Annotated in this window: 13 protein-coding genes; 6 read left to right on the top strand and 7 right to left on the bottom strand. The window is 65.0% G+C overall.

Annotation, left to right across the window (positions count from 1 at the left end):
* Positions 1 to 156: 156 nt before the first annotated feature.
* A complete protein-coding gene (locus NMB96_RS21550; protein ID WP_255085658.1) occupies positions 157 to 1,017 on the top strand; it encodes a pirin family protein in 861 nt (286 codons plus the stop codon).
* 33 nt (positions 1,018 to 1,050) lie between these two features.
* The gene (locus tag NMB96_RS21545) at positions 1,051 to 1,482 is read left to right on the top strand and encodes an OsmC family protein (RefSeq protein WP_023904575.1); all 432 of its coding nucleotides are present in this window, start codon (positions 1,051 to 1,053) and stop codon (positions 1,480 to 1,482) included.
* A 108-nt stretch (positions 1,483 to 1,590) separates the two neighbouring features.
* Here NMB96_RS21545 and NMB96_RS21540 read toward each other — a convergent pair whose 3' ends face one another.
* The 3 genes from NMB96_RS21540 to nfi all read right to left on the bottom strand — a co-directional run bounded on the left by NMB96_RS21540 (position 1,591) and on the right by nfi (position 4,024).
* Positions 1,591 to 2,052: a hypothetical protein gene (locus NMB96_RS21540; RefSeq protein WP_023904574.1), complete on the bottom strand. Its 462-nt coding sequence runs from the start codon at positions 2,050 to 2,052 to the stop codon at positions 1,591 to 1,593.
* 257 nt (positions 2,053 to 2,309) lie between these two features.
* Positions 2,310 to 3,200 carry a pirin family protein gene (locus NMB96_RS21535; RefSeq protein WP_023904573.1) on the bottom strand — a complete coding sequence of 297 codons (891 nt, stop codon included), beginning with the start codon at positions 3,198 to 3,200 and terminating at the stop codon, positions 2,310 to 2,312.
* Positions 3,201 to 3,310: 110 nt separating this feature from the next.
* Positions 3,311 to 4,024 carry a deoxyribonuclease V gene (gene nfi, locus NMB96_RS21530; protein WP_343237619.1) on the bottom strand — a complete coding sequence of 238 codons (714 nt, stop codon included), beginning with the start codon at positions 4,022 to 4,024 and terminating at the stop codon, positions 3,311 to 3,313.
* 102 nt (positions 4,025 to 4,126) lie between these two features.
* Between nfi and gpmA the strand changes: the two genes are divergently transcribed.
* The 4 genes from gpmA to NMB96_RS21510 all read left to right on the top strand — a co-directional run bounded on the left by gpmA (position 4,127) and on the right by NMB96_RS21510 (position 9,394).
* Positions 4,127 to 4,876 carry a 2,3-diphosphoglycerate-dependent phosphoglycerate mutase gene (gene gpmA, locus NMB96_RS21525; RefSeq protein WP_023904571.1) on the top strand — a complete coding sequence of 250 codons (750 nt, stop codon included), beginning with the start codon at positions 4,127 to 4,129 and terminating at the stop codon, positions 4,874 to 4,876.
* 157 nt (positions 4,877 to 5,033) lie between these two features.
* Positions 5,034 to 5,351, top strand: a complete 318-nt coding sequence (locus NMB96_RS21520; protein ID WP_255085655.1) for a hypothetical protein — start codon at positions 5,034 to 5,036, stop codon at positions 5,349 to 5,351.
* Between the two features lie 223 nt (positions 5,352 to 5,574).
* Complete coding sequence (locus tag NMB96_RS21515; RefSeq protein WP_255085654.1) at positions 5,575 to 7,677, top strand: M13 family metallopeptidase; 2,103 nt, start codon at positions 5,575 to 5,577, stop codon at positions 7,675 to 7,677.
* Positions 7,678 to 7,831: 154 nt separating this feature from the next.
* Complete coding sequence (locus tag NMB96_RS21510; protein ID WP_255085653.1) at positions 7,832 to 9,394, top strand: phospholipase D family protein; 1,563 nt, start codon at positions 7,832 to 7,834, stop codon at positions 9,392 to 9,394.
* Positions 9,395 to 9,418: 24 nt separating this feature from the next.
* Here NMB96_RS21510 and NMB96_RS21505 read toward each other — a convergent pair whose 3' ends face one another.
* Genes NMB96_RS21505 through NMB96_RS21490 form a run of 4 tightly spaced genes read right to left on the bottom strand, consistent with a single transcriptional unit; the run spans position 9,419 to position 13,198 of the window.
* Positions 9,419 to 10,558 (bottom strand): protein-glutamate methylesterase/protein-glutamine glutaminase, encoded by a 1,140-nt coding sequence (locus tag NMB96_RS21505; RefSeq protein ID WP_043889323.1) that lies wholly within the window; start codon positions 10,556 to 10,558, stop codon positions 9,419 to 9,421.
* Positions 10,555 to 11,361, bottom strand: coding sequence for a CheR family methyltransferase (locus tag NMB96_RS21500; protein WP_255085652.1), 807 nt, complete (start codon positions 11,359 to 11,361; stop codon positions 10,555 to 10,557). Before NMB96_RS21500 ends, NMB96_RS21505 begins: the two co-directional genes overlap by 4 nt.
* Before the next feature lie 3 nt (positions 11,362 to 11,364).
* On the bottom strand, positions 11,365 to 12,648 hold the full coding sequence (locus NMB96_RS21495; protein ID WP_255085651.1) for an EAL domain-containing response regulator: 1,284 nt from the start codon (positions 12,646 to 12,648) through the stop codon (positions 11,365 to 11,367).
* Positions 12,649 to 12,676: 28 nt separating this feature from the next.
* A complete protein-coding gene (locus NMB96_RS21490) occupies positions 12,677 to 13,198 on the bottom strand; it encodes a chemotaxis protein CheW (protein ID WP_023904564.1) in 522 nt (173 codons plus the stop codon).
* Positions 13,199 to 13,203 lie beyond the last annotated feature (5 nt).

The following is a 13,203-nucleotide window of genomic DNA, read 5'->3' as shown; positions in this document are numbered from 1 at the left end:
TCTTGGCTGCACTGGGCGATCGCGACGTGGCAGCCAGGCGCAGCAGCCGGACGCGGCAGCCAGGCAATAGAACGATCGGTTGCGCCGGCTGCGGTTGGGACGCCTGTCGCGCGCATCCATCATGTGAGGCTATTCAATCCGCACAGGGAGAGTTCGATGAGCGCCACCTCCACCACCGCAGCAGTCCAAGTGCTGCGCACGATTCGCGGCATGCCCACCTCCGACGGAGCCGGGGTCAAGCTGACCCGCGTGATCGGCACCCAGCAGCTGCCGGACCTGGACCCGTTTCTGATGCTGGACGAGTTCGGCACCGACAAGGCCGAAGACTATCTGGCCGGGTTTCCCAGCCACCCGCATCGCGGCTTCGAGACGGTGACCTACATGCTCGACGGCCGCATGCGGCACAAGGACAACCACGGCAACGAGGGCCTGCTGACCCCGGGCAGCGTGCAGTGGATGACCGCCGGGCGCGGGCTGATCCATTCGGAAATGCCCGAGCAGGAATCCGGGCGCATGCGCGGCTTTCAGCTGTGGGTAAATCTGCCGGCGCGCGACAAGATGACCGAGCCCAAGTATCAGGAATACGCACCGGAGAACATTCCGGTCGCGCAGCCGGCGCCCGGTGTGACGGTCAAGGTGATCGCCGGAACCGTCGGCGAGGTGCGCGGGCCGATCGTGCAACCCGCCACCGACCCGCTGTATCTGGATATCGCACTGGCACCGAACGTCAGCTGGGACTACGTGCTGCCCAGCGGGCACAACGCATTCGCGTATGCCTTCGAAGGCGCGGTGACGGTGGGCGAGGGCGATGCGGCGCGCGCGCTGCCGGCACAGGAACTGGCGGTGCTGGGCGGTGGCGAGCGTTTGACGCTGCACGCCGGTGCCGAGGGTGCGCAGCTGATCCTGGTCGCGGGCCGCCCGCTCAACGAGCCGGTGATGCGGCACGGCCCGTTCGTGATGAATACCAAGCAGGAATTGATGCAGGCCTTCGTCGATTTCCAGGAGGGTCGGTTTTGAACCGGCCCGCTCGAGCCGCCGTGGGAGAGCGTCATGAGTGACAGACCCGTCAGCGTCAGCACCGGCGCAGTGCCGTACACCGTGAGCATCCACGATGGTCAGCACACCTGGAGCGGCGATACCCAGCCGGCCAACGGCGGTGCCGACGCCGGGCCGGATCCCGAGTCGCAGGTGTTGGGCGCGTTGGGTGCCTGCACTGCGATCACGGTGTCGATGGTGGCGGCGCGCAAGCAGTGGCCGCTGACGGCGGTGCACGTGCATTTGCATTACACCCAGCGCGGCGCTGCGGGCACGGTGATCACGCGTGAGATCGTGCTCGACGGTGCGCTGGATGAGGATCAGCGCACGCGCTTGATGGAAGTGGCCGACAAGTGCCCGATCCATCGGCTGCTGACCGGGCAGGTGCGGATCGACAGCGCATTGCAAACCGGCACAGTGGCAGACACTGGAACAACCCAAACCTGAGAGTCCGCGACGCGGCCCGGCCGGCCGATCAGCGCCGGTTAGCTCGTCGCTGGTCATCGCTCATCGCTGCTTGCGCACCATGCCGCGTGGATTGCAGCCCGGGTGGGTTTAGCGCTGTAACGCCAGGCTGGCCGGCTGCAGATCCATGTTCTGCACCAGCGACTGCATCAAGGCCAGCTCTTCGGTATTGGCGCCGTCGATCCACAGCTGCGCGTAGCGCTTCTTGCCCAGCTCGACCACGGTGACGCGGCGCGATTCCATGCCAGGCATCTGACGGCCGCCCAGATCGAGCTTGTACCAGTAGAAGTCCTCCTGCTGGATCTGGCCTTTTTCCGCGCGTCGGTCGCGTGCCAGCGTCATTGCCGGGTCGCGGGTGGTGAGCATGACGCCCACGACCTGGCGACCGTCGGCCGTCACGGCTTTGCAGACCAGATAGTCGGCGCCTGCGAGTTCGTTCCATTGCAGCCCGGAGGCCGGCGGCAGTGGCGGGCAGACCGGCGAGGTTTGTGCGTAAGCGGTGGCGGCGGCCAACAGCAAGCTCAGGCCGACAAGGCAGGATGCAGACTTCATTCAAGTGTTCCCCGGCGATGGATGACTGCGCAGGGGGCGATGCCTTCCAGCGTGTCGTCGTAACAGCCCGTGCGCTCCCCGCCCGGCTGTGCCTCGCACGCAACATGCCCCCGACCTAGAGCGACATCACTACCACAGTTTTGTCTGCAAGCTCAAGCGTGGTCGCAAACATGGCTGGAATTGGCTGTGCGCAGGGGCACTCGCGCTTCGGGATCGATTCGAGACTTGGGCGTATCGCCGCGCCCGCATCGCTGTCTTCAGGGGTAATTGACCGGCTTGGGCGCCGGGGTCTCCGGCAATGGAATGAATTCCTTGTCGTCGCCGGGAATGCTGCCGAAACGACCGGCCTGCCAGTCGTCCTTGGCCTGCTCGATGCGCTCCTTGGAGCTGGACACGAAGTTCCACCACAGGTGGCGCGGGCCATCCAACGGCTCGCCGCCGAGCAGCATCGCCTTGAGCGGTGTCTTGGCACGCAGCCGTCCGCGCGCGCCGGGCGAGGGAATGATCAGATGGCGGGCAGGAACATCCGCGCCATCCAGTTGCGCATCGCCGTCGAGAATGTAGAGCGCGCGTTCGAGGTGGCCGGTGTCCAGGTCGATTTCGGCATCGGCCTCCAGATCGATCGCCACGTTGAGCGTATCGCTGAAGACCTTGACCGGCGATTCTTCGCCATAGGCACGCCCGGCGATCACGCGCAGCAAGGCGCCATCGCGGCGTTGTTGCGGCAAGCTGGCGGCGGCATGGTGGTAGAACGCTGGCGCGGTTTCTTCGGCCGAGCGCGGCAGCGCGACCCAGGTCTGCATGCCGTGCAATGCATGCTCGCGGGCGCGCTCGGGGCCGGGCGTGCGTTCGGAATGGGCGATGCCGCGGCCGGCGGTCATCCAGTTGACGTCGCCGGCGCGAATCACCTGATCGGAGCCGAGCGTGTCGCGGTGGCCGATCTCGCCGGACCACAGGAAGGTGACCGTGGCCAGGCCGATATGCGGATGCGGGCGCACGTCGATGCCGTGATCCGGTTCCAGCACGGCCGGGCCCATCTGGTCGACGAACACGAACGGGCCGATGCTGCGCGCCTGGAGGGTGGGCACGGCGCGGCGCACTTCCAGCCCGCCGATGTCATGGACGCGTGGAGCGATGATCGTGGTCATGGCGGCGGCTCGTGGCGATCGAAAGAGAGCGCAAGCTTCGCACGCGCGCGCGATGGCGGCCGAGTGGTTGGGCAAGACGGTACGTTCCGCGTTGTTGCCGGCGCCGGCGGTCAGCCCAGCAGGTCGCCTTGCACGTCAGACATGACCTCGCCGCGCCGCGAGGCCAGCCGGTCGGCCAGACGCGTGGGCTCGGGCAGGCGATACGCGCGCAGCGTGCGCAGTGTCCACGCGAGCGCGCCCTGCATGGAGACGCGATGCCCGGGCGAGACGATCAGCGGGTTGCAGCGCGGCTTGCTGCGCAGCGCCCAGCCGATCTGCGCGCCGCCGAGCAGGATCGGGCTGTGCTCGCCGCGTTCGGGTCCGGGTTCAGTAAAGCTGCCGGCCAGGCGCTGCTTGGCTACACCGATGCAGGGCAACCCGGTCACCACGCCGAAATGCGCGGTGATGCCCAGCTTGCGTGGATGCGCGATGCCCTGGCCGTCGATAAAGACCAGATCGGGCGTGCGCGAGAGCAAGGCCAGTGCCTGCAGCAACGCAGGCAGTTCGCGAAAACTGAGCAGGCCGGGCACATACGGCATCGAGGTGGGCAAGCGCGCCACATGCGTTTCCAGCGGCAGCAGGGTGTGCGCATCCAGCAGCACCGCTGCGGCGCGCGTGGTCTGGCCATCGTCTTCGAAGCCGACGTCGAAACCGGCCAGCACCTGCGGTGCCGTACTGACTTGATCCTGCAACACCACGCGCTGTGCCAGTTGCTGTTGCAACTGTCTTGCCTGGAGGATGCTGCCGTCCCAACCGGCAAAGACGGGAGTGTTCGTCGCTTGCATGGTCACAGCATCGCGCGCCGCACGTAGCGATCTCGTGCACGCCAGCGATGCGCTGGCTGCCGCTACAATCGCAGACTGATCGGCCCCCATCGGAGAACCTGAGTGACCCGCAAACTCGTACTGCTGCGCCATGGCCAGAGCCAATGGAATCTGGACAACCGTTTCACCGGCTGGGTGGATGTGGAACTCACCGAGCAGGGCCGCCAGGAAGCCGCCACCGCCGGCAAGCTGATGAAGGACGAGGGCCTGCAGTTCGATGTAGCCCACACCTCGGTGCTCAAGCGCGCCATCCACACGCTGCAGGGCGCATTGAAGGAACTCGATCAGGACTGGCTGCCGGTGTCCAAGAGCTGGCGCCTCAACGAGCGTCATTACGGCGGCTTGCAAGGCTTGGACAAGGCCGAAACCGCCGCCAAGCACGGCGAGGAACAGGTCAAGATCTGGCGCCGTTCCTACGACATTCCGCCGCCGGCGATGGACGTCAACGATCCGGGTCATCCGTGTCACGACCGCCGTTACGCCACGCTGGATCGCAACGCATTGCCGGGCACCGAATCACTGGCGACCACGCTGGTGCGCGTGCTGCCGTACTGGCACGACGCGATCGCCCCGCAGTTGAAGGCCGGGCAGACCGTGCTGGTGACCGCGCACGGCAACTCGCTGCGCGCGCTGTACAAGTACCTCAATGACGTCTCCAACGAGCAGATCCTGGAGCTCAACATCCCGACCGGCATTCCGTTGTTGTTCGAACTGGACGACGAGCTGCAGGTGCAGAGCTTCCGTTACCTGGGCGACCCGGAAGCGGCCAAGCGTGCTGCCGAAGCGGTGGCAAACCAGGGCAAGGCGAAGTAAGCACGGCGTTCGCTGGCTGCGCTGCGTGCAGTGCGCGTAGCGCGTCGCGGGTTTCGCACCGCGCGGTCGGATGACGCGTGCGGGTCTGAAACGTGAGCGGTGCCTGTTCGTGGATCGAACAGGCACCGCATGCGTGTGTTCTTGCAGGGGAGACATGATGTCCGGCAAACGTAAAACGCAGCAGATGAGTGCCACCTACTGCCGCGCGTATCTGGTGACCTTGGGGCTGCTGTTGGCCGGTGGGGGCGGTGCGTTCGGCGTGCTGGCCAATGGCCATGTGTCCGGTTCGGCGATGGGAGTGGCGCTGCTGATCTGCGTGGTTGGGGTGTTGCTGCTGGCGTTCGGGCTGTTTGGGCCGTCGCGGCAGATGGAATCCTGGGCGGACGCAGCGTCCGGGCATGAGGTCGCGCTGGTGCTGATGGTGTTGGCGTATCCGGTATACCTGTTGATGGCACCGTTTTACGCACGCAAGTAACTGCACTCGATGGCGCGTCATGCGCCGGAAGGCAGCGTTCGATCGGTTGACGACAAAGCGTCATGAGCGCCCGGTTGGATGGCGCACAGATGATTTTTCCCCAGAGCGCGATCTCTGACGTCAGGGCGTCGCGGTTTCGCTGCAATGACTTGCGTGGTTGTCTTTCGGACGATCGCCTACTTTTCGACTGCGCATGACGCGGTCTTGTGCCTTGGAGAATTCAATGATGTTGAGCAAGTTCGCCCCGCTATCGCTTGCGGTGGCCATCGCGGCGATGCTGTCGGCATGCGGCAAATCCGATGACGCTGCAAAGCCGGCGTTTACTGCGCCACAGGCCGCGCCGACCAGGGTGGATGTCTCCAAGCTCGATGCGCCGATCGTGGCGTTCGGCATCAACGATCTGGATCCGGCCATCAACGCGTGCCAGGACCTCAACGGATTCGTCAACGCCAAGTGGCTCAAGGCCAACCCGGTGCCGTCCGATCGCACCAGCTGGGGCAGTTTCGAAGTGCTGGCCGAGCGCTCCTTGACCATCCAGCACGCGTTGGTGGAGCAGCTGGCGCGCGGCAATCTGTCGGCCGGTTCGGTGGATGCCAAGATCGCCGACCTGTGGCGCACCGGCTCGGACGAAGCGGCGATCGACAAGGCCGGCATCACGCCGCTGCAGCCGCAGTTGAAAGCGATCGACGCGCTGACCGATGCGCCTGCCATCGCGGCGTGGTTGCGCAATAGCTATGCGCAGGGCCAGGGCTTCATGTTCTCGTTCGGCGCCAATGCCGATTACAAGCATTCCGAGCAGATGATCGCCTACGCGGGGCAGGGCGGTCTGGGTCTGCCCGAGAAGGGCTATTACACCGATCCGGCGCAGGCCAGGATCCGCGAGCAGTACGTGGCCTATATCGCACGCGTGCTGGAATTGTCCGGCGTTCCGTCAGCGCAGGCGGCGACGCAGGCCAAGGCGGTGATGGCGTTCGAAACGCGGCTGGCCGATGCCTCGCTGTCGCGCATCGAACTGCGCGACCCGGCCAAGCGCTACAACCCTGTCGATGTGGCCGGCGCCAATGCGGTGACGCCGCACTTCGATTGGCAGGCGTTTTTCAGCGCGCTCAAAGTGCCGGCAGGGACCTTCTCGTTGAGCCAGCCGGGCTACTTCGCCGAGCTCGATGCGATGCTGGCCGACACGCCGGTGGAGACCTGGAAGGCGTACCTGCGTTTCCACAGCGTGGATGAGGCCGCGCCGTATCTGGCCAAGCCGTTCGAGCAGGCCAACTTCGATTTCTACGCCAAGACGCTGCGTGGTCAAAAAGACATGCTGCCGCGCTGGAAGCGCACCTTGAACGCGGTCAACGAGGCGATGGGCGAGGCGCTGGGCCAGCTCTATGTGCAATCTGCGTTCTCTGCCGAGTCGAAGGAGCAGATGCAGCAGCTGGTGCAGAACCTCTCCGTCGCGCTCAAGGCGCGGCTGGAAAAACTCGATTGGATGAGCGCGGAAACCAAGCAGCGCGCACTGGAAAAATGGGCCAGCTTCACGCCCAAGATCGGCTACCCGGATCAGTGGCGCGACTGGTCGGGCCTGGAAACCCGTGGCGATGGGTTTCTGGCCAATATGCAGGCCGCGCAGGCATTCAACTATCGCTACATGCTGGACAAGATCGGCAAGCCGGTCGACAAGCGCGAGTGGCATATGACCCCGCAAACGGTGAACGCGTACTACAACGCCACCCGCAACGAGATCGTGTTTCCGGCGGCGATTTTGCAGCCGCCGTTCTTCGATCCCAAGGCCGACCCGGCATTGAACTATGGCGGCATCGGCGCAGTGATCGGGCACGAGATGATGCATGGCTACGACGATTCGGGCAGCCAGTTCGATGCCAAGGGTAACTTCGATACCTGGTGGACCGATGCGGACCGCAAACTGTTCACTCAGCGCACCGATCAGCTGGTGGCGCAGTTCGATGGCTACGAGGCGATCCCTGGCGTCAACGTCAAAGGCAAGCTGACCTTGGGCGAAAACATCGGCGACCTCGGTGGCCTGACCGTTGCCTACGATGCCTTGCAGATGGCGTTGAAGGAACAGCCGGACGCCAACAAACAGATCGATGGCTATACGCAGGATCAGCGCTTCTTCATGAACTGGGCCACGGTGTGGCGCCGCAACTTCACCGATGGCGAATTGCGCGTGCGCTTGAACACCGACCCGCATGCGCCGGCCAATTTCCGCGCCAATGGTGCGCCGTCGAACATGCCGGCGTTTGCGCAGGCATTCCAGTGCAAGCCTGGCGATGCGATGGTGCGTGGAGACAAGGATCGCGTCGCGATCTGGTAAACGTGATTGCATCCGGCGAGCACTGTTGCGGCAGCGCTCGCCGGAAACCCGCTGTTTTTGCGGGGTTTGTCGAGCTCGCTTGTGCGCTTGCGTCTGCACATCGACATGCATGTGCAGCGTCTAGACTGCCGCGCTCTGCAATACGGGGCCGGCAGTGACAAAGCGACACATCTTCAAATGGATCGGCATCGGGGCGCTGGTGCTCGTGCTGGGTAGCGTGCTGTCGCTGTACGGTTACGGCCGCTTTGCCGATCGCCAGCGTGGCCCGGCGAGTCATGCGTTGCCAGCTACCGCATTGGCGACGCCGATCGATCAAGTCGTCGCGCCGCTGCAGCAGGCGCATGCCGATCAAACCGGCATGGTGATCCTGCCCGACAATATCGATGCGTTTGCGGTACGCGCGCTCACCGCGCGTGCGGCCGGGCGCAGCCTGGATCTGCAGTATTACATCTGGCATGCGGACTTCACCGGCAACCTGTTGCACAACGAATTGCTGCACGCGGCCGATCGCGGCGTGCGCGTGCGCCTGCTGCTGGACGACATGAACATCCACGGCAGCGATTCGGTGCTGGCAGCACTGGACAGTCATCCGTTGATCGAGATCCGCTTGTTCAATCCCACCCGTGCGCGGGAAGGCACATTGATGCGCGGCGTGGAGATGGTGCTGCGCATGTTCAGCATCAATCGGCGCATGCACAACAAGGCCTGGATCGCCGATGGCCGCATCGCGGTGGTGGGTGGCCGCAATGTGGGCGACGAGTATTTCGACGCGGCGCGCGACACCAACTTCATGGACATGGACGCGGCAGTGATGGGGCCGGCAGTGGGCCAGGCCGAGCAGGTGTTCGATGCGTACTGGAACAGCCCCAATGCGCTGCCGCTGGCTGCGCTGGTGACGGCCAAGCCGCAGGCACTGGATGCGTTGCGCGGCAGTCTGGATGCCGGCCTGGAATCGGCACGCGCGCATCCCTACGTGGAGCGGCTGCGTCAATCGCCCAGCGTGCAGGCGTTGACGCAGGGCGAGCGCAAGGTGCATTGGCTGGATCGGGCGCGCATCGTCTCCGATCCGCCGGAAAAGGCCGAGGGCGCACCGCCGCAGGCAGACTGGATGACGCCGACCTTGATCGGCGAGATGGCGCACGCCCAGCGCGAATTGAAAGTGATTTCGCCGTATTTCGTGCCGGGTGAAGAAGGCATGCGCTGGATCGGCGAGTTGCGTCGGCGCAATGTGCGCGTCAGCGTGTTGACCAACTCCCTGGCTGCCAATGATGTCGTTGCCGTGCACAGCGGCTACGCCGATTACCGCGTGCCCTTGCTCACGCAAGGCGTGCGCCTGCACGAGCTCAAGCCGATGGGCAAGCCGGACGGCAGCCTGTTCGGGTCCAGCGGTGCCAGCCTGCATACCAAGGCGTTTGTGGTGGACGACAGCAGTGGCTTTATCGGTTCGTTCAACCTCGATCCGCGCTCGATGAACCTCAATACCGAGATGGGTTTGCTGTTCGACGACCGCACTGTGACCGCAGAGTTGGAACGCTTGTACAGCCACAAGATCAGTGCAGCGCTGAGTTATCGCGTGACCCTGGACCAGGGCGAGCTGCGCTGGCACGACGATGCGGCGCAACCGCCCGAGGTGTGGTCGCAAGAGCCGGCAGCGAGCGTGTGGCGGCGTGGCGCAGCGACAGTGATGGGCTGGTTGCCGTTGGAGTCGCAGTTGTAACGCCAGTGCTCTTCGCGCAGCGCGTTACTGCAGCTGCGTCACGATCTCGCGCGCCATCGCGCCTAGCGGAAGAATGCGCTCGGCGCCGCCGCGTTTGATCGCTTCCTTGGGCATGCCGAACACGATGCTGGTGTGTTCGTCCTGTGCCACGGTGCGTGCGCCGGCCTGACGCATTTCCAGCAGCCCGGCGGCGCCATCGTCGCCCATGCCGGTCATGATGATGCCCAGCGCATTGCTGCCGGCGGCGCGTGCGGCCGAGCGAAACAGCACATCCACCGAGGGACGATGGCGGTTGACCGGCGGGCCTTCCATGACCTCGACGAAGTACTGCGCGCCACTGCGGCGCAGCAGCAGGTGCTTGCCGCCGGGTGCGATCAACGCGCGGCCCGGCATTACCCGATCGTTGTTGGCGGCTTCTTTCACTGCGATCTGGCACAGGCCATTGAGGCGCGCGGCAAAGGCGGCGGTGAATTTCTCCGGCATGTGCTGCACGATCACGATGCCGGGGCAGACACGCGGCAACGCGGTTAGCACTTCTTCCAGCGCCTGGGTGCCGCCGGTGGAGGTGCCGATGGCGACGATGCGCTCGGTGGTCTGCGCCAGCGCGCGCCCGCTCTGCGCCGGCAGGATCACATCGGCGGTGTGCTTGACCTCCGCTTCCAACGGCACCACAGTGACGCGCGCGGCCAGCCGTTTGACGTTGGCGCGTGCGGCGCTGCGCACGGTATTGACCAGTTCGTCGGCCGAATCGGTGAGGAATTGCTTGAGCCCCAGTCGCGGCTTGGTCACCACCGCCACCGCGCCGGCGGCCAGCGCATCCATCGTGACGCGCGCGCCTTTTTCGGTGAGCGTGGAGCAGATCACCACCGGGGTGGGCCGCTCGCTCATGATCTTGCGCAGGAAGGTGATGCCGTCCATGCGCGGCATTTCCACATCCAGCACGATCACGTCCGGCCATTGCTTGCGCATCTTCTCGATCGCCAGCAGCGGGTCGGCCGCAGTCGAGATGACCTCGATGTCGGTCGCGTCGTTGAGCACGCTCACCAGCACCTGGCGCACCACCGCCGAGTCGTCGACGACCATGGCCTTGATGGTCTTGGTGTTGGCAGCCGGGCTGGCGGCGGGGCGGTTGAAGGCTGTCGACACGGGCGATCCTTGGCTCAGGCCTTGCGGAAAATCGAGGGTGCCACCTGGACCAGATCGATGTCGAGTTCGCTCAGGCTTTCCGAATGGCCGATGCAGAAATGCCCGCCCGATTTGAGATTGGACAGCACGCGCAGGATCACCTCGCGCTTGGTCTGGCCATTGAAATAGATCATGACGTTGCGCAGGAAGATCGCATCGAAGCTACCCAGCGCCGGTAACGCGGTATTGAGGTTGGCGTGCACGAACTTCACCCGATCGCGCAGCCGGCGTTCCACCAGCAAGGTGCCGTCGTACTCGCCCTGACCACGCAGGCAATAGCGTTTGAGATACGCCTGCGGAATGCCGTCGATGCGTTGCAAGGCGTAATGCCCGGTGCGCGCCTTGGCCAGCACGCGGGTGCTGATGTCGCTGCCGACCACCTCGAACGGGCGGCCTTGCAAGGTGTCGTCCAGCACCATCGCCATGCTGTAGGCCTCTTCGCCGCTGGAGCTGGCTGCGCTCCAGCACCGGAACGGCAGACCGCCACGATGGTCGCCGGCCAGCTTGCGCAGCAGCTCGAAGTGCTTGGGCTCGCGAAAAAAATAGGTTTCGTTGGTGGTCAGCAGGTCGATCGCGGTCTGGATCTCGGCGCGGTCCTGCCGGCTTTCCAGCAACTGCAGGTACTGCGTGTAGTTGCTGAACTGATGTTCGCGCAGGCGCTTGCCCAGGCGGCCGCACAACATGGCTTTTTTGCCGGAGGAAATGCTGATGCCAGCCGCTTCGAAGATGAAGCGCTGGAAGCGGCCGAATTCCTGTTCGGTGATGGCGGTGGCGGTGCTCATGGCTCAGGCGACATCCGCATCGCTGGCCAGCGCGCTGTCGCTCAGGCGCGCGATGCGCACGGCGTGTTCGCGCCACCATTCCGACAGCATCGGCCCGGGCATCGGCGAGCCCATCAGATAGCCTTGCGCCAGATCGCAGCCGAGCTCGCGCAGCAGGCGCCAGTCCTCGGGTGTTTCCACGCCTTCGGCCACGGCGGTGAGTTCAAGCCGGTGCGCCAGTTCCAATGTGGATTCGAGCACGGTGCGCTGGCTGCGGCTGCGATGCGCGGCATGCACGAAGCTGCGATCCAGTTTGAGTTCGGTGAACGGAATACTGGCCAGGCGCTGCAGCGAGGAGAAACCGGTGCCGTAATCGTCGATCGACAGACCGAAGCCATGCAGACGCAGTCGTGCCAGCATGCTCAAGGCATTGGCCGGCTCCACGATGGCGCTTTCGGTGAGTTCCAGCACCAGATCGGCCGGGCTCAGGCCGTTGTCGCTCAGCTTGGCGCACAGCTGTTCGAGAAAATCCTGCTCGCTGAGCAGGTTGGGCGACAGGTTCAATGCCAGCGTCAGCTGGAATCCTTCTGCACGCCAGTCCACCAATTGCGCAATCGCCTTGTCGATCACCTGCTGGGTCAATGCATGGATCAAGCCTTCGCGTTCGGCCAGCGGAATGAAGCGGTCCGGCCCGATCATGTCGCCTTGCGGGCGGCGCCAGCGCGCGAGCGCTTCCACACCGCGCAGCCGGCCATCCTTGAGATCGAGTTTGGGTTGGTAGGCCACACGAATTTCGCCGCGGCGCATCGCACGGTCCAGGCGCGACGCGGCCGCGCCACCGCTGGACATCAGCGGCGACATCGCGGGCGGTGCAAACGCCGCTGCGCCAGCTGCGGGCTCGGGTTCGCACTCCAGCACAGTGGCCAGATCCTGCAGATGCATCGGTTTTTCGATACCGCCGAGCACGCGTACGCCGGCGCTGCGGCTGAGCTGCATCACCGCATCGATCAAGGCGCTACCGCGTTGCGACACCACGATCACCGGCACGCTGTACTTGCCGCGTGCCAGTGCGTCGAGCAGCTGCACGCCGTCCATGCCCGGCATTTCCAGATCGATCAGCAGCAGCGATGGCGCGATGGCGCTGCTCAACCAGGCCAGCGCGGCGTGGCCATCCACCGCGCCGTCGACCGCAACGGCGCCGAGTTGGCGGCATAGCGCCATCGCATGCTCGCGCTGGACCACGCTGTCGTCGACGACCAACACCGGGCCGTCCAGCGCGCAGCTGCAGGAGAGAAGGGTGGGGCGCATGGGAGTCCTTGCGTGCATGCGGAGCATGTCAGGCCGCCAGCTCGGCGACAGGAAGCTTGGCGAGGGTGTCGTTGCTCAGCACGGCATCGGCATCGAGCAGGATCACGAAGCGCTCGCCGATCTTGGCCATGGCGTGGATGAAATCGCGGGCGATGCCGGCGCCGAAGCTGGGCGCGCCGGCGATGTCGTCGGGCGCGATGTCCAGCACTTCGCTGACCGCATCCACCAGCAAGCCGAGCACCTGCTGCGTACCGCCATGGGCGATCTCCACGATCACGATGCAGCTGCGCTTGGTGATTGCGCTGGCGCTGCGGCCGAAGCGTTGCTGCAGATCCACCACCGGCACCACCGCGCCGCGCAGGTTGATCACCCCGCGCAGGGCCGGCGGCATCATCGGCACGTCGGTGGGTGCGCGGTACTCGATGATTTCCTTGATGCCGAGAATGCCCAGGCCGAACATCTCCGTGCCCAACAGAAAGGTCAGGTATTGCTGTGGTGCCGTCGAGGACGGCGCACTGGTGGTGTTCGCTGCGCTGCTGTGCGATTGCATCGTCG

The sequence above is a fragment of the Xanthomonas hortorum genome (genome assembly GCF_024339125.1).
Lineage (GTDB): Bacteria > Pseudomonadota > Gammaproteobacteria > Xanthomonadales > Xanthomonadaceae > Xanthomonas > Xanthomonas hortorum.
This window is presented reverse-complemented; position numbering and strand designations above follow the sequence as displayed.